This window comes from Bacillus bruguierae, assembly GCF_037104725.1.
Lineage (GTDB): Bacteria > Bacillota > Bacilli > Bacillales > Bacillaceae_G > Bacillus_A > Bacillus_A bruguierae.
On the sequence record NZ_JBAWSX010000007.1, the window covers coordinates 56,921 to 73,346 of the forward strand.

General features: G+C 36.8%; 14 protein-coding genes and 1 pseudogene. 2 read left to right on the forward strand and 13 right to left on the reverse strand.

Annotation, left to right across the window (positions count from 1 at the left end):
* Positions 1–247: 247 nt before the first annotated feature.
* Both truA and WAZ07_RS13365 read right to left on the reverse strand, forming a co-directional pair.
* The gene (gene truA, locus WAZ07_RS13360; protein ID WP_336472849.1) at positions 248–985 is read right to left on the reverse strand and encodes a tRNA pseudouridine(38-40) synthase TruA; all 738 of its coding nucleotides are present in this window, start codon (positions 983–985) and stop codon (positions 248–250) included.
* A 386-nt stretch (positions 986–1,371) separates the two neighbouring features.
* Positions 1,372–1,590, reverse strand: a pseudogene (locus WAZ07_RS13365) (DnaD domain-containing protein); the annotation flags it as partial.
* A 370-nt stretch (positions 1,591–1,960) separates the two neighbouring features.
* Between WAZ07_RS13365 and WAZ07_RS13370 the strand changes: the two are divergent.
* Positions 1,961–3,406, forward strand: a complete 1,446-nt coding sequence (locus tag WAZ07_RS13370) for a L,D-transpeptidase family protein (RefSeq protein WP_336472850.1) — start codon at positions 1,961–1,963, stop codon at positions 3,404–3,406.
* A 136-nt stretch (positions 3,407–3,542) separates the two neighbouring features.
* Here WAZ07_RS13370 and WAZ07_RS13375 read toward each other — a convergent pair whose 3' ends face one another.
* The 9 genes from WAZ07_RS13375 to WAZ07_RS13415 all read right to left on the reverse strand — a co-directional run bounded on the left by WAZ07_RS13375 (position 3,543) and on the right by WAZ07_RS13415 (position 12,693).
* The gene (locus tag WAZ07_RS13375; RefSeq protein ID WP_336472851.1) at positions 3,543–4,607 is read right to left on the reverse strand and encodes an ADP-ribosylglycohydrolase family protein; all 1,065 of its coding nucleotides are present in this window, start codon (positions 4,605–4,607) and stop codon (positions 3,543–3,545) included.
* Positions 4,608–4,878: 271 nt separating this feature from the next.
* Positions 4,879–6,264, reverse strand: a complete 1,386-nt coding sequence (gene rlmD, locus WAZ07_RS13380) for a 23S rRNA (uracil(1939)-C(5))-methyltransferase RlmD (protein ID WP_336472852.1) — start codon at positions 6,262–6,264, stop codon at positions 4,879–4,881.
* Positions 6,265–6,274: 10 nt separating this feature from the next.
* Positions 6,275–7,138, reverse strand: a complete 864-nt coding sequence (locus WAZ07_RS13385; RefSeq protein WP_336472853.1) for a DNA-3-methyladenine glycosylase family protein — start codon at positions 7,136–7,138, stop codon at positions 6,275–6,277.
* Between the two features lie 58 nt (positions 7,139–7,196).
* The gene (gene pdaA, locus WAZ07_RS13390; protein WP_336472854.1) at positions 7,197–7,979 is read right to left on the reverse strand and encodes a delta-lactam-biosynthetic de-N-acetylase; all 783 of its coding nucleotides are present in this window, start codon (positions 7,977–7,979) and stop codon (positions 7,197–7,199) included.
* A 210-nt stretch (positions 7,980–8,189) separates the two neighbouring features.
* Positions 8,190–9,716, reverse strand: a complete 1,527-nt coding sequence (locus WAZ07_RS13395) for a fumarate hydratase (RefSeq protein ID WP_336472855.1) — start codon at positions 9,714–9,716, stop codon at positions 8,190–8,192.
* Positions 9,717–9,827: 111 nt separating this feature from the next.
* Positions 9,828–11,084: an AAA family ATPase gene (locus WAZ07_RS13400; protein ID WP_336472856.1), complete on the reverse strand. Its 1,257-nt coding sequence runs from the start codon at positions 11,082–11,084 to the stop codon at positions 9,828–9,830.
* A 14-nt stretch (positions 11,085–11,098) separates the two neighbouring features.
* Positions 11,099–11,980, reverse strand: a complete 882-nt coding sequence (locus tag WAZ07_RS13405) for a tetratricopeptide repeat protein (RefSeq protein WP_336472857.1) — start codon at positions 11,978–11,980, stop codon at positions 11,099–11,101.
* On the reverse strand, positions 11,961–12,413 hold the full coding sequence (locus tag WAZ07_RS13410; protein WP_336472858.1) for a hypothetical protein: 453 nt from the start codon (positions 12,411–12,413) through the stop codon (positions 11,961–11,963). Before WAZ07_RS13410 ends, WAZ07_RS13405 begins: the two co-directional genes overlap by 20 nt.
* A 97-nt stretch (positions 12,414–12,510) precedes the next feature.
* Positions 12,511–12,693: an SE1561 family protein gene (locus tag WAZ07_RS13415; protein ID WP_020061169.1), complete on the reverse strand. Its 183-nt coding sequence runs from the start codon at positions 12,691–12,693 to the stop codon at positions 12,511–12,513.
* Between the two features lie 464 nt (positions 12,694–13,157).
* Between WAZ07_RS13415 and yfkAB the strand changes: the two genes are divergently transcribed.
* On the forward strand, positions 13,158–14,285 hold the full coding sequence (yfkAB, locus tag WAZ07_RS13420; RefSeq protein WP_336472859.1) for a radical SAM/CxCxxxxC motif protein YfkAB: 1,128 nt from the start codon (positions 13,158–13,160) through the stop codon (positions 14,283–14,285).
* A 47-nt stretch (positions 14,286–14,332) separates the two neighbouring features.
* Here yfkAB and WAZ07_RS13425 read toward each other — a convergent pair whose 3' ends face one another.
* Both WAZ07_RS13425 and cax read right to left on the reverse strand, forming a co-directional pair.
* Positions 14,333–15,130: a YfkD famly protein gene (locus tag WAZ07_RS13425; protein ID WP_336472860.1), complete on the reverse strand. Its 798-nt coding sequence runs from the start codon at positions 15,128–15,130 to the stop codon at positions 14,333–14,335.
* Positions 15,131–15,202: 72 nt separating this feature from the next.
* Positions 15,203–16,258 (reverse strand): calcium/proton exchanger, encoded by a 1,056-nt coding sequence (cax, locus tag WAZ07_RS13430; RefSeq protein ID WP_336472861.1) that lies wholly within the window; start codon positions 16,256–16,258, stop codon positions 15,203–15,205.
* Positions 16,259–16,426 lie beyond the last annotated feature (168 nt).

Below are 16,426 nucleotides of genomic sequence, written 5' to 3' on the forward strand. Positions count from 1 at the left end.
CATTATTACTTTTATTAAATTAACGGGGGCGCTTGCGGAATATGGCTCATTGAAATGATTAAACTGTATTCCATTAAAGGACAAGATTATTGAACGAATTTCAATTTTCCCATAGCAAACTGGGGAAATGATTTGAAGAATATTGTTAAAGCTCAGAGCTTTTTTGCTCTGAGCTTTTTGGTCTGTTATTTAGGATTTTTCCATAATAACTGAATTACTTAACTTAAAAAACGGCCTTTATTTCCCCCTAAAAATCAACTTTCTCCAAATACAATCCACTTGCATCAGCAAGACAATTGATTTGATTTCGTTGTTTTTCCTCTAAAATTTGTGGTATTGCTTCAGCGTCTAACTGACCTAATCCAACTTCTATTAACGCTCCAACAATTTTTCTCACCATATTGTGAAGAAATCCGTTTCCGCTTACTCTAATTTGAACGAAGCCATCCTTTTCCGTTACATCTAATGAATAGATTTCACGAACCATAGATTTTTTCTTCGACTTCGCATTAGAGAAAGCTGTAAAATCATGCGAACCGATAAAATATTGAGCTGCTTTTTTCATACTTTCAATATTTAACTTTTTCCCAACATGCATGCTGTATTTACGCATGAATGGATTCGTATGTTCTTCATTCCAAATCTTATATAAATACGTTTTCGCTTTCGAATTGTAACGGGCATGGAAACGCTCCGAAACTAATTCCACATCAGTAATACTAATATCATTTGGTAAGTATTGATTTAAATACTTTTTCACTTTAGGTTCCGTCAAATTCTCATCAATCTTACAGTTAGCTACTTGATTAAGAGCATGTACACCCGCGTCTGTTCTGCTGCATCCAATGATTTCAATTTCTCTTCCTAACATTTCAGATAATACATTTTCTATTTTTCCTTGAATGGTATTTTCACTATTGCCGAGCCGCTGCCAGCCTTTATAGCGACTGCCATCATATTGAATTGTTAATTTGTAGTTGTTCATTGTTTTCTGTTACTAAGCCTATTCTGTTTTTAGTAACAGACTCACCGCCTTTCTTATATCTAGAAAATACACTGAACCCTTTTAATCAGTGTACCTCTAAACCTCTACATTTAAAAATACCATGATATAAAGCATCATGGTAGATGAGGAATATACAAAAAGACCGATTTTACTCGGTCTCTTGTATACACGCTTAATTATTCAAATTAATCCCCAAAACTTAACCACAACTCCATCGCCGAATCTAGTTCATGATGTAATTCAAGTTTCCTACCATATAGCTGATTAAGCTCCTCATACTCGATATGATCGGCAGCCATGGCTATATCGAGCTGTCTTATTTCATCTTCAAGCCTTTCAATCTTTGCTAACGCCTTAGTCTTTACTGCTTCCTCTACTTCACTAAGCTTCGTACATCCTCTCTCATGCCAGTCCCGTAAAATGCCCTTCACATAAGCAAGCGTATGCTTGCTTATGTGAAGGGCATTCTGGAGTGCTTTCAATACAAGTTCATCTGACAGGTCATCCATCCACGCATTCAGTTCATCCTTTGTATATGGTGACAAGCCGCCAAAGTTTTGTTCATAAAATGTGAATAAATTGCCGTTTCCATAATAGATATAAAGACGAGTGAGGAAATTTGGTAATTTGCTTTTATAAAAAATAACTACTATGATTTTATTTCTTTCGGGATGATTCTTGTAGTAGTAATTTTTTTATTTTGTTTTTGTAATGATTTATTACTTGTAAGGGGCTTTTGATGGGCTTGCAAGGAGATTGTAAGGGGCTATTCAGTGTGAATCGAAAGAATTTGGCTATCATTTTTATATGTCATTCTATTCAAAATCCAAATCCGACCAATTTAATACAATAAAATCTAGTCAAAAATAATGAAAATTTAAGAATAATAAGGTAAACTAATCAATGGTTTTAGTTTAAAATCGGTTGACGTTGATGTATGTGGAGGAATAGCTTATGAACAACAATACAGTAAATGATTCAGTTGAAGAAGTTGATAAAAAACGAGTAAACTCAAGCAAACGTTTTACAAATTGGAAGTTTATCACAGCGGGTGGCGGTATAATTGCACTTCTCCTTGGGGGAATGAGTTATTATCAGACAACTCGTTTCAATTCACAGGTTACGATTAATGACACAAAAGTCGGCGGTCTGACTGCTGATCAGACAATACAGAAATTAAAAATATCTGGATTAGAAAACAAAGTCTATATCGGCCAACAACAAATTTTAGATGAAAAAAATACGCAAACGGAACTTACGGAAGAAGATTTGCCTAAAGTTAAGAAACTATTAAAAAGCCAGTGGACATTTTTCCCTTCCTCAAAGGAAAAAAATTATTCGCTGCTACCGGAAAAGGCGGATCAGTATCGAAGCGAAACGATGAAAAAACTTGTAGAAGAAAAGCTCTTATCTATGAATAAAAATTTAAAAGCGCCTCAAGATGCTATGGCGAAGCTCGAACAGGGCAAAGTTATTATCTCAAAAGGCATTGATGGAAAACAGTATGATGTTGCTGGTCTATTGAAGGATTACGACAAGCAGAAGTATAAAAGTGAAATCCATCTGAAGCCTGTATACATACAGCCTATTAAAGAAAACAATCCGGTTGTCAAAGAAGAGGAGAAAAGGCTACAGGATCTCCTGCAACAGTCTGTTGATTATAAGGTACAAAATGAAGTGTACTCTTTAAAAGCTAAAGATCTAATTAAAAATGCCTCTATGTCAAAGGATATGAAAGTTACAATCGACGCGAGCGACATTAAGAACAAGATTGCTGAAATTAATAATTCTAAATCAACATTAAATAAAGACTTCACATTTAAAACCCATTCTGGTTCGGTCATATCAGTAAAAGGACAAGGCTATGGCTGGGCACTAGATATTGAAAAAGAAACAAGGCAAGTCCAACAAGCCTTTGAAAAAGGCGAAAAATCGCTTTCCGCTTCTAATATTCACGGAAATGGCTGGAATAATGAAGGCATCGGTTATGAAACAACATCGAATAACGGCATTGGAGACACGTATGCGGAAGTGTCAATTGCAGAACAGCAAATTTGGATTTACAAAGATGGAAAATTGGCAGTCACAACGAATGTAGTGACAGGTAAACATAGCACCAATGAAGATACATCACCGGGAGTGTGGTATATCCTCTATAAACGATCACCGTACACACTCAAAGGCAGTGCAGTAGGTAAACCTGATTATTCCGTTAAAGTAGATTACTGGGCTCCGTTCACAAACAGCGGACAAGGGTTCCACGATGCCGGCTGGCGTACAGACTGGGCAAATACTGCCTATTTAACGGGAGGTTCAGGCGGATGTGTCAATCTCTCTCCTAGTATTGCGAAAACCGTGTATGATAATCTCAGTACTTATGAACCGGTTGTGGTGTACTAGTAAATAGCAGTATCTCAAGTATTTTCTTTATAAAAATAAAGAAGCAGGAAATCCTAAGTGATTTTCTGCTTCTTTTTTATTATTTATGTTCCGTACTTCTCCTGTACGGGATGGAAGAACAGTTATATGCTTATATTCAACTACAACAAAAATCCACCTGATTTGACATATCAAACAATTTACTTCCCATATCTGTTATCAAATCTTTTAACTCAAGATTGTTTATCCATTCCTTTGGCAAAGCGGCTATGCCATAAGCTGCACCGAGAATGTTACCACAAATTGCTCCTGTAGAATCACTATCACCATCATGATTGACGGACATAATGAGAGCTTCTTTAACAGTAGATGTCTTTAACGCGCAATATAAAGCAATGGCTAATGCTTCTTCTGCAATCCAACCTTCACCTAATTTTTGAATAGCTCGTTGGGGGTCTTCATCACCTTTGGTAAGCTCTATGGCCTTTTCTATTGCATTTAAAGTTTCCTCACAGCCTTTATGCGTTTTAAGTACATCAATTGCAATCATTATACTTTCAATAACGCTTTTTCCATTTATAAGTTCCGCAATAATAACGGCAAGTGCTCCTGCTGCAAGATATCCTGTAGGATGCCCATGAGTGATTGCCGCAACTTCAGCTCCAGTTCGAAATGCATATTCCGGTTCTCTATGAAGAAACAAACCTACTGGTGCAATACGCATTACTCCTCCACAGCCTTTACTATTATTGATTGGCTGTTTCACTGTTCCCATTTTCCCACTTCCAAGAGCCATTAAGCAGCTATGTCCTGGTGCCCTTTTAGAGAACAATTCCTTATAATCCAAAATACTATTTCTTTCTTCATGTGGCTGTGATTCCAGCCAAAACTTACCATCATCAGTCGGCGTTTTTTCAGTCTGTGTATAGTACCAACGAAGGTAGGATTGATAAATGCCGCTCCCAGCAAAAGATCCAATGCCTCTCTCGCTACAACGCTGGTATGCCCATATCATTCCGTCTGCTGTAAATAAGGTCATCTGTGTATCATCGGATATAAGAGCCCTACCAGTGACTTTATCTGACTTTAACCCTGTTATTCCATGCTCCCCAAACTTGGATTTAATTTTATCTAGTGTCATAAACTCCACAGTATAACCAAGAGCATCACCGATAGCACCACCGAGCAAGGAAGCTATAAATAAATCTTTTATATTTCTCATAGTAACTCCTTTTCTAGGTTTTGAATTTCTCACTCATGTGATGGTCGAGAAAAAATTGATTCATTGTTCAAATAGGGAATTTAGCATATCTAGAGGAAAAAGCCAATCTTCTACATATAATAGATGATTAGCTTCTTTCTCTGTAAATATTTAAGTTCCTAACAGCCCTTTTAATTAAATTCATTGCACCGACAGAGCGCCAGTTTGATGGAAAAAACAGAAGGAATTATCCTTTTTTACTTCAACGAAAAGGGCAAAAAATTTATTTTAGTTAGCTACTTTTTCTAACAAGCTTCACAACATTCTCCACATGCGCCGTATGCGGGAACATATCCACTGGCTGTACATATTCTACGTCATAGCTCTTCATTAACGTTTTCACATCACGCGCAAGTGATGATGGATTACAAGATACATACACAACCTTTTTCGGTTGAACTTTTAAAATTGTTTCGAGTAATTTATCATCACAGCCTGTACGCGGCGGATCCACAACGATTACATCAGGACGCCAGCCTTCTTTTACCCATTTTGGCAGCCATTGTTCCGCTTTTCCAGCTTCGTATTTTGTATTTGTAAAGCCGTGACGCTTCGCATTTTTCTTCGCATCTTCAATCGCTTCTGGAATGACATCCATACCGCGTACTTCGGCTGCATCTTTTGCAAGCCACAGTCCGATTGTCCCAACGCCACAATACGCATCTACGATTTTTTCTTTTCCTGTTAAAGCAGCTGCTTTTTTCGCTTCGTTATATAACACAACGGTTTGCTCAGGATTTAATTGGAAGAATGCGCGTGCAGATAATTCAAATGATAAATCACCAAGTGTTTCTTGAATCACTTCTTTTCCAGCTAAGCGGAATGTTTTATCACCAAAAATGACAGATGTTTTACGCCAGTTCACATTTTGCATAATCGATTTTACAGATGGCATTTGTTTCTGCACTTCTGCAATAAACTGTTCTTTATTCGGCAATTCTTCTTTTTTCGTAATTAATGTAACTTGTACTTCCCCTGTTTGTACTGCAGCACGCGTTACAATTGTACGTACAAGACCTTTTTGTTTTCTTTCATTGTAAATAGAAATGTTCAGTTTTTCTAATATACGTCTTACCACTTTTGTTGCTTCGTTTGTTGCTTTATGTTGAATCATACAATGAGAAATATCAATTAAACGATGAGAGCTTTGCTCATATAATCCTGTAATTACTTTTTCATCTTTGCGTCCTACTTGTAATTGACTTTTATTACGATAATGCCATGGATCTCCCATGCCAAGTGTCTTACGAATCTTATCTTCCATACTTCCGTTCATGTACTTCTCAAATGCTTGTACAACGATATCGCGCTTTTGATTTAATTGCTCTTGATAATCTAAATGCTGAAGCTGACAACCACCGCATTTCTCATATACAGCACATGGCGGTTTTATACGATGCGGCGAAGCTTTACGAATTTTTTTCACTTTTGCTTCCGCAAAACCACGCTGAATTTTCGTTGTTTCTGCAACAACTTCTTCTCCTGGAAGTGCCCCTGGAATGAAGACAACTTGTCTTTTAAAGTAACCTACGCCCTCTCCGTTAATCCCAAGACGCTTAATTGTCACCGGAAACGTTTGACCAACTTCTAACTTACTCTCATGTTGTTTTTGTATCATTGTTACACCTCTACTCTATACTTTTCCATAAATACAATGATGCATAGCTGCAATATGGTTCACACTCTTCTTTCATTCGTTCTAAAAATACGTCATCTGGCTTTTGTTCTAATTGAAATAACTGTTGAAGCGCACGTTGAATCCCGATATCTGCTTTTGGAAACATATTTTGACGTCCAAGTCCGAACAATAAGAAATTTTGTACAGTCCATGCTCCAATACCTCGCAGCGGCATTAAAATCGCCTTCACTTCTTCGTCCATTTTTCCTTCTAACTCTTCTAAGTTTAACTTACCATCCACAATATGTTTCGCAAGCCCAATCATATATTCTGCTTTCCGCTGACTAAATTTTTGATTTCTCAATTCTTCTACTGTAATATTCGCTACTTGTTCAGGTGTCGGAAAAAAGAATACTCCTTTTCTTTCTGTGCCATATGTTTTCACAAATTGTTCTGTAAGTTTTGTCGCAAATTTCAAATGAACTTGTTGATGAATAATACAACGAAGAAGGCAAGCAAAATAACCGAACTCTAAAATAATTGGAGTATATGCAAATGTTTCAAAAAGCGGCCGTAATGATGTGTTTAAAAAATGATGCTGAATCTCATGAAAAGGTTGATTCCATTGAAAAATAGAAGAAATACGCTTCATAATTTCGTCTTGTTTATTGCTTTGACTAGAAATCCAAAATTGCGGCTTTTCTGTTGTCCCCTTCCCTTGTACACGGACAACAATTTGTTCTCCATCTATGGTAAGCGGAACATGAATTGTTTTATCTTCTAAATGAATCATATTTAACGGGTCAAAAGATAAACGCTTTAATACTTCTTCAAAACGATATGGATAGTCTAACGTAATTTGTTCGCTCCACATACATTCCTCATCCTTTTTACACATCATTATAGCATGAGAAAACCGCAAGCATACATGCTTACGGTTGATTGCTTTTTACTAAATCATCCAAGCTTTTAAAATGATACCCCTTCGCGCGCAAATCATCAATGATTTTCGCAAGTGCCTCTGTGTTATCCTTCGAAACAGAATGCAATAAAATAATTGCTCCAGGGTGAATCATATTCATTACGTTATTATGAGCATACTGCCATCCTCTTTGCTGATCCACTTTCCAATCGAGAAAAGCAAGTGACCAAAAGACATTATAATAGCCCATATCTTTTGCCAGTGCTAATGTACGTTCACTAAAAATTCCGCGCGGCGGCCGAACATATAGTACTTCTTTTTGTCCTGTTACCTTTTTAATTTCATCTGTTACAACTTGCAATTCTTCACGAAGCTTTGCGTCGTTTACCGTTGTAAAATCTGGATGAGTCTGTGAATGGTTTCCAACAATATGCCCTTCATTCACCATTCGTTTTAATAAATCTTCTTGAGTTTTAATATAGTGTCCTGTCACAAAAAACGTTGCCGGTACTTTCTTTTCTTTTAACACATCGAGAATTTTTCCCGTAAAGCCATTTTCATATCCATTATCAAACGTTAAATAAATATCTTTTTTCTTTGTATCCCCTAAATAAAACCCTCCATTTTTCTGCAGCAGTTCTGTAAACTTCTGACCAGCATCCGGAGGAGTTTCATTCTTCGCACGCGGAATTCCCCAATGATTTGGTGTATTCACATAAGCAAGCACAGAAGCCGGAACAAGTACCATCATAATTGAAAAGATAATACCAATGTATAACCAATTACGCTTCATTGTATAAGCTCCTTTTCACATAGAATCGTACTTGTAGTTTCTGTGTCTCTAATTTGTTTCATGCTGAACACGTTTTTCCATTTATGCCAATACAAAGCAATCAATATATCGACCACTCTTTGCAATATATCGGCGACTCGACACAATATAAAGATCCTTCGACAACGTTCGACGCACAAAAAAGAGCTGACAACAATCAGCTCCTCTTTCTTATTTAAAAACTGGTTCTTTAAACGTTGCTAACTTCTCTAAAGATGATTTATCTACATCAGCATGTAAGCTATTACCATGAGAATCCATTGTTACAACTGCTTTAAATCCTTCTACACGTAAATGCCACATTGCTTCTGGAATACCGAATTGTAAGAAATCAACATCTTTTACTTCTTTAATGCACTCTGCGTAGTACTGCGCTGCACCGCCAATTGCATTTAAATATACACCGCCATGTTCATTTAGTGCTGCCAATGTTTTCGCACCCATACCGCCTTTACCAATAACAGCGCGAATACCAAATTTCTTCATAATATCGCCTTGGTACGGTTCTTCACGAATACTTGTTGTTGGTCCTGCCGCTTTAATGTTCCAATTGTCATTCTCGTCTTTTACAACAACTGGTCCACAGTGATAAATAACTTGTCCATTTAAATCAACTGGACAGTCGTTATCCATTAAATGTTTATGAATTGCATCGCGGCCCGTATACATCATACCGTTAATCGTTACAACGTCACCAACGCGAAGCTCACGAATTTGTTCCTCTGTAATTGGAGCCTGTAAGACGATTTCACGTTGCGTATTTGCTTCTTCGTTTGTTTCCTCATGTTTTAGCGTATCTTCACCTTCTTGGTATAACCAATCAATAATTTCACCTGATTCTGGGTGAATCGTTACACCCAGGCGGCGATATGCCCAGCAGTTATACGCAACAGAAACATAGAAGCTAGCTGGAAGACGGTTATATACACCAATTTTACAGCCAAGTAATGATGTTTCGCCGCCAAATCCCATCGTTCCAATACCAAGCTTATTCGCATTTTCCATAATATAATCTTCAAGTTGCTTCAATTCTGGAATTGGATTTTCATCATCTAACGCACGGAACAATTGGTTTTTCGCAAGCTCATAACCAGACGTGCGATCTCCTCCGATACCGACGCCAATTACGCCAGCACTACATCCTTGACCTTGTGCTTGATATACCGCATGAAGAAGGCATTTACGGATTCCTTCTAAATCGCGACCAGCTCGTCCTAGCCCTTCAAGTTCACAAGGTAAGCTGTATTGAATATTTTTATTTTCACAGCCACCGCCTTTTAAAATAAGACGTGCATCGATATAATCTTTTTCCCATTGTTCAAACTTAATAACAGGTGTTCCTGGCCCTAAGTTATTTCCGCTGTTATCACCAAACAGAGAATCTACAGAGTTCGGACGAAGCTTCCCATCTTTCGTCGCTTGTTCAATCGCTTTGTAAATTGCTTCTTTAATGTGTAATTGGTTTACACCAACTGGTGTGTACACTTTAAAAGTTGGCATCCCTGTATCTTGGCAAATTGGCGAAATATTATCATCTGCCATTTTAATATTATTTGTAATTGTGCCAAGCGCCATCGCTGAACGAGTTCCTGCACTTTCTCGCTCTTTCGCTTGTTGAATCACACGTCGAACATCTTTCGGTAAATTTGTTGACGTTTCAACAATTAGTTGATACATGCTTTCTTGAAGCTTTTTCATGATTACTTCCCCCTCAATTGTGAACGCTACCAAAACGCATTGCAAAATTTCACAATTTGATTATACTCTTTTTTTTCTATTCCTTCTATTTTCAATAGCATCTCAATGGGATTATATTTTTTTGTATCTTTTTAAATATGCTTGTACATCATCATATGCACCGCTTTCATTTGCATATTTAATGTAATTTTTAATTGTACGGAACCACTCTAATGTAGATGGTTTCGTTTCTACTATAGCATCGGTTAAATCCTTCATTGTAATGGTCCGCTCTATGCCCGTTGTCATAATTTCTTCTAAAACATTTTCTAAAGCTAGCTCCACTACATTCTCAATATCAGCACCAGAATAGAGTTCTGTTTCTTTCGCTAGCATATCGTAATCTATTGTTGAAATTGGTTTTCCCGCCAACTTAATCTTAAAAATACTGCTCCGTGCTTCTAAATCGGGCGGTGAAACAAAAATCATTTTGTCAAAGCGACCTGGTCTTTTAAATGCAGGATCAATATCCCACGGCATATTTGTCGCCCCAATTAACAATAATTTGTCTGTATTCGTATCAATACCTTCGATTTCTGTTAACAATTGATCTATAACTGTTCTTAGTGTCGGATGCCCTGATGCTTTGCTCCGGTTAAATCCAAGTGCATCCATTTCATCTAGAAATAAAATACATGGCTTTTTAGAACGAGCATATCGGAAAATTTCCCGTACATTTTGTTCACTTACGCCAACATACGGATCAAGAATATCCGTAATACTCATTGTCGCAAAATGCGCTCCACATTCTCCTGCAGTTGCTTTTGCAATATATGTTTTACCGCAGCCAGGAGGGCCATATAATAAAATACCACCACCAACTTTTTTCTTAAACCGTTCAAATAACCCCGGTGAAGTAAAAGGTTTTATAATTTTCATTTGGATCGCTTTTTTCACATCATGCAAACCGCCGACATCTTTAAATGTAATCTGATCTTGTTCATGTTTTTGTTTGCTTCTCCCGCCTTGAAGCACGTTCATCGGAATCACATTTTCTTCCGCGTTTTCATTTACATAAGCTGTATGTAACTGTTTTTCTTTTTCCGGAGATGGCTCTACTACGTAATGCTCGTTTTTTTCAAAATGGCTCTCTTCTTCTGTTACATGTATTGCTTCTTTCGGATTTGTAAGCGCCTTTGATAAAGCTGCAAGTTCAGCAGCAACTTTATCCTTCCATTCTTGATCACCATACTGAAGGGCTTTCGATAAAGCTTGCAGCGCATTTGCTATCTCTCCCTGCTCTTTATACTCCACCCCAATCAAATACCAAATCAATCCATTTTCTTCATCTTGTGCTACCACTTGTTTTAATACATCTATTTTATTCACCCTGCGCTCTCCCATCATGATTCTTTTATTTTTTTATACAATTTGTACATCGGTGTAGAAAAACAACCCCATATAAAAATAATAAAATACAATAAAAGTACGACTCTCATCATAACTTCCCAATGTAATGCAGCGAATAAACTTAACATTCCAAAACCTATTGCCGAAAAGATAAGTGAACCGCCTACTTTACCTATGAGGACATTCGGAAAGAAAATCGGATGAATCAGCTCTTCTGCTTCTTCTAAAATTTCAAGTAAATCTTTATTATTAGGCGCCAACAAGAACGCTTGTCGGTAATATTTGTATGCTTCTCTATACCTTTTCCTTGATGATGCATGGAGTCCTAACTTCACTAAAAAGTTTACCTCGTTATCTGATACATAATAATTATCTTTTAAAGATTCCTCTATTTCTTGTTTCGTTCCTATTGCGAGTAATAAAATAAATTGATAATGGAGAACGGTAGGATGGTTCGGATTAACTTCTACTGCTTCTTGTATAAGTTGCTTAGCTTTTTCAATATGACCTGTTTTTAATAAAATGTATGCATATTTCGCCATCGCTTGCGCATTGGAAGGGTCTGAATACAGGACATTCAAAAAACTTTGCTCCGCTTTTTCAAGTTCATTCGTATTTGTATATATATGTCCAAGTGTATAGTGAACTTCTTCTGGGGTATAACCATGTTGCAAAGCTGATAAGCAAAGCTCTTTTGCTTCATCATATTGTTCTAAATCTGCATAGCAACATCCCAAAAAGTACAATCCCTCCGCATGCTGCGGATTATGAGAAAGCAATTTTTCCAATTTCTGCTGTGCTGTTTCAATATGACCAATCTCGTAATAATGCAACGCTTCTTGCCACAACATCGTTTCACTTTGTGAAGTTGACATGGAGCATCTCCCCTCCTGCTATCAATGCCGCTTGGGCAATGATACCAACTATTCCAATGATTAAACCTATCCGACGTAACGACTCTACATTTTCATTTACTAAATTATGAATTCGAAACCGTTCCCGCAGCGCATATACATACACACCTGTTACGACTACAGCAGCTATTCGAGAAGCAATCTTTAGCACATATATATCGCCAATTAGAGCCGCACAGATGAACATTGCTAATAAAGTCATTATTCCTATCATAAGAAGTGTGTATATTTTCTTTTTGGACTCTTTTAACCAAATCGCATTGCAAGTTCCTAAAATCATAATCGGAATAATCCCAAAAATAAATCCAATAACAAAAAAGTTATAAATATTATACGTTTTTGTTTCTCTTGCTTGTTTTCCTTGTAATATAGGCTCCATCAAATGATATGACATATAATTCCTCCTTTTCCATATTCACATTATAAAGTATATTTTCATCCTATTTACAGTGAAAATAAAAAAGTCGACAACCTTTGTTGTCGACTTCTGATTACTCACTCTTTTTAAATTGCTCACACTTAAACTCAATATCATCTAACATTTCAAGAAGGCGATCTACATCTTCTAGTTCCACGTCTTCTGGTTCAATTGTATCAATAACCTCTATAAACATATTTAAACGTTCTTTCAAATATACTAATTGTGAATCCTTATCGTAAGTAGCATTTCCCATAGGTGCTCTCTCCTTTTTATTCGAGTTATCCTAATTTCCTATCTAGCATACTCATTTGTGTACTTGTTGAATCTTTATTTCATTATACAGCAAAAGCGATTATCGCGGTCATGAAATTTTAGTAAAATGGTTTATCCGGCCATTTAATGACAGTAAACTCCATCATCTTATGATGAAGAAAGAACAAAAAAGATAGACGAGGGATAAAGTGAAACTTCCCACTGCTGGAAGTTTCACTTTATCCCGCATTAACGGTCAGTAAATCCCCTTCCTAGGATGAAGAGAGAAGCAAAAGAGATAGGCGGGGATAACTGTCCGTAAAAGCCCGATTGGTTCAACTAACCAGCAGTGGGAAGGAAAAAAACTCCCCACTGCTGGAAGTTTCACTTTATTAAAAAGCAATCTTCTTCTATCATAGAGGATGGACAAATTGTTATTTCAATAGTCAAAGGAGTATTTCATAAATGGATACATCACAAAAAATGAAGCCGATTACTCCTTCTTATGATCCATGGGAAGCTTATATGGACCTTGAAGAGTATGGCAAATTATTATTAACAAACGTTGAATTTACAACGACAACATTATGCAATATGCGCTGTGAACATTGTGCTGTTGGTTATACATTACAGCCAAAAGATCCAAACCCACTTCCGCTTGATTTATTATTACAACGATTAGATGAAGTTCCACATCTACGTTCTTTAAGCATTACAGGCGGCGAACCTATGCTTTCCAAAAAATCTGTTGATAACTATGTAACACCGCTCTTAAAATATGCTCACGAACGAGGCGTTCGCACCCAGATTAACTCTAACCTAACTATAGATTTAGCCCGTTATGAACAAATTATTCCTTATCTCGATGTTTTACATATTTCTCATAACTGGGGAACGATTGATGATTTCGTTGAGGGCGGATTTGCGATGATGGAGCGCAAACCGTCATATGAACAACGTGCCAAATTATTTGAACGGATGATTTCAAATAGTAAAGCCTTATCAGAAGCAGGTGTTCTTGTTTCTGCTGAAACAATGCTCAATAAACGTACACTTCCGCATATTGAACATATTCACCGTCAAATCGTTGAAGAGATGGGTTGTAAACGTCATGAAGTACATCCAATGTATCCAAGTGATTTTGCTAGCAATCTTGAAATTTTAACGAAAGATGAAATTTTGAGTGCCATTTCACACCTTCTTGATATTCGCGATGAAAATGTATGGATGCTATTTGGAACATTGCCATTCTATGCATGTAGCAACGACGAACGTGATTTAGAAGTATTCAAAAAGCTGCATACAAGTAAAAATGTCACAGTACGTAATGATCCAGACGGTCGTTCTCGTTTAAATGTAAATATTTTTGACGGCAGTATTATCGTTACAGATTTCGGTGACGTTCCAATGCTCGGAAATGTTCAAACAAATACACTGCAAGAAGCTTATGACAAGTGGAGTTCCTCACAAACAGCAAAAGAATTAGGCTGTCATTGTCCAGCTGTTAAATGCCTTGGACCAAACATTCTTGTAAAAAATAGTTATTATCCAACAGAAAATTTCTTAACGAAACAAGCAAACATCACGTTGTAAGAAAAAACGTCAGCGTACTATCATGCTGACGTTTTTTGTATGAACCTTTACCTTGGATCAGGAGACGAAATAAACTTAAAGGAAAGATGATCTTGAATTGGTATGGATGCTCCAATTCCTTGTGATGTGATATTTTTAATCATCAATTTTCGCTGATTCCCTTTTAAGACAAGATATACTTCGCCAAATGTTACTTTTCCTTTTTCGTTAACTGCTGGCGTATACGCATATAAATATCCAAGTTGTTTCGGACTAATATTATATACTCGTTCATGCTGGGTTCCATAACCAATAATTGTTTTAAACGAAAGAGGTAAACGTACTTTTTCCATCGCTTTTAACAGCATCATCTTCTTCACATCTTCTGCATCCTTAATGTAAGAAGTAAGCCCACTTTCTACTAGTTTTTGTGCTTCTTGTTTATAGCGAAGTGGATAAAATCCCTGTCCACCGCGATTATCATGAACATTCCGATTGACTTGCCTGTATTCCCAGTTCATTGTTGTTTCAATCGATTCATAATTTAAAGGCCATTGTCCTAAATAAATTTTCGCGCGATATCCAACTGCAAGTGGTGCATTTGAAATAGATGTTTCATTAAACATTCGAATTAAATCCGGATTTTCAATCTTTATCGGCGATGTCTCAAGCAACGTTTTTGCTAATTCACTCGGTTGTAAGCGCGGCAGGTCCTCTGTTGGATTTGGATACGTATTTTCTTTGGAAACGTTTAAAACAGATGGCGGAACTTTCACATTCAATTCTGTCTTCGCAAAACTACTACAAGGAAATAAAAAGATAAACGAGAACATAATGGTGATATAAATATTGCACACTCGTTTCATCCGTAAAGCTCCTTCCTAATGGGACTATACGGTTATATTCTTTTCCCTGCTCTCTATTGTTATCCAAACTTTTTATAATAAATAGAAACCGATCCCCATAATGAGATAAGCGGCAAGTAATGTTAAACCTTCAAACCAGTTTGTATCGCCATCATTTGATATGGCAATTGTCAAAAATACAGCCGTAATCATTGCTACCAATTCTGGAATCGTGAATACAAGAGGCATATTTACCGCAAAGAACATAGAAATAATGACGAGTACAGGCGCAACAAACATAGCAATTTGTAATGTTGAACCAACTGCAATTTCAACAGCAATATTAACTTTATTTTTATAAGCCATAACTATAGCCGATGCATGCTCTGCTGCATTTCCGACAATCGCCACAATGATAATCCCGATAAATAATTCACTCCAGCCAAATGTCTTAGCAACTGTTTCAATTGTATGTACAAGTGCCTCTGATACATAGGCAACTGCTACTGTTGCAATCGCTAAAATAAGCAACGCTTTTCCTTTTGACCATTCCGGCTCTTCATCATGCTCTACTTCTTCTTCTTTATGCTGATATACGCCGCGGTGCGTAACAAGTTTGAAAAACAATGCTGCTAAATATAAAACAATCATAATAATAGCAATGCCGATACTAAGTTGGAACGTTTTCTCGACGTTCATTTTCATTGAAAATATTTCGGGAATCACAAAAGCAACAACGACTGCAAAAATTAATAAAGATGAATTATGTCTCGCATCATAAACATTAAAGCTTTGACGTTTATACTTTAGACCACCTATAAAAAAGGAAAGTCCACCAACTAACAATAAGTTACCGAGAACAGAACCTGTTAGCGAAGCGAGTACTACTTCCGTTAACCCAGCTTGCAATGCAAAAATAGAAATAATAAGTTCAACTGCGTTACCAAATGTTGCGTTTAACAATCCGCCTATACGGGGGCCTGACACAACCGCCAAACTTTCCGTTGCTCTCCCCATAAAACCGGCCAGTGCAATAATTGTAACGCAATATACAGCAAACATAATTGTTTGTGGCCAATGCATTACGTTACCAAGAACAGAAAGCGGTACACCAATGACTGCAACAAATAAAAAAATCTTATTAAACATCCTTTTCATCCTTCCATTTCTTTCTCAATCACTCTTTATATTACCATTATTATTCTTCTAATTTACCCAATTTTTATCATAATTACGTTTAAAAAAGAGCATTGAAGAAAAAAGTAAGAGCGAGCAAAAAATTTCACTAACGTAAGTGCAATTAGTAAAACCGATTGG

What these genes read in the sequence shown, in the direction of transcription:
- truA (WP_336472849.1), bottom strand. Translation starts at nt 985, where the DNA reads ATGAACAACTACAAATTAACAATTCAATATGATGGCAGTCGCTATAAA.
- WAZ07_RS13370 (WP_336472850.1), top strand. Translation starts at nt 1,961, where the DNA reads ATGAACAACAATACAGTAAATGATTCAGTTGAAGAAGTTGATAAAAAA.
- WAZ07_RS13375 (WP_336472851.1), bottom strand. Translation starts at nt 4,607, where the DNA reads ATGAGAAATATAAAAGATTTATTTATAGCTTCCTTGCTCGGTGGTGCT.
- rlmD (WP_336472852.1), bottom strand. Translation starts at nt 6,264, where the DNA reads ATGATACAAAAACAACATGAGAGTAAGTTAGAAGTTGGTCAAACGTTT.
- WAZ07_RS13385 (WP_336472853.1), bottom strand. Translation starts at nt 7,138, where the DNA reads ATGTGGAGCGAACAAATTACGTTAGACTATCCATATCGTTTTGAAGAA.
- pdaA (WP_336472854.1), bottom strand. Translation starts at nt 7,979, where the DNA reads ATGAAGCGTAATTGGTTATACATTGGTATTATCTTTTCAATTATGATG.
- WAZ07_RS13395 (WP_336472855.1), bottom strand. Translation starts at nt 9,716, where the DNA reads ATGAAAAAGCTTCAAGAAAGCATGTATCAACTAATTGTTGAAACGTCA.
- WAZ07_RS13405 (WP_336472857.1), bottom strand. Translation starts at nt 11,980, where the DNA reads ATGTCAACTTCACAAAGTGAAACGATGTTGTGGCAAGAAGCGTTGCAT.
- WAZ07_RS13410 (WP_336472858.1), bottom strand. Translation starts at nt 12,413, where the DNA reads ATGTCATATCATTTGATGGAGCCTATATTACAAGGAAAACAAGCAAGA.
- WAZ07_RS13415 (WP_020061169.1), bottom strand. Translation starts at nt 12,693, where the DNA reads ATGGGAAATGCTACTTACGATAAGGATTCACAATTAGTATATTTGAAA.
- yfkAB (WP_336472859.1), top strand. Translation starts at nt 13,158, where the DNA reads ATGGATACATCACAAAAAATGAAGCCGATTACTCCTTCTTATGATCCA.
- WAZ07_RS13425 (WP_336472860.1), bottom strand. Translation starts at nt 15,130, where the DNA reads ATGAAACGAGTGTGCAATATTTATATCACCATTATGTTCTCGTTTATC.
- cax (WP_336472861.1), bottom strand. Translation starts at nt 16,258, where the DNA reads ATGTTTAATAAGATTTTTTTATTTGTTGCAGTCATTGGTGTACCGCTT.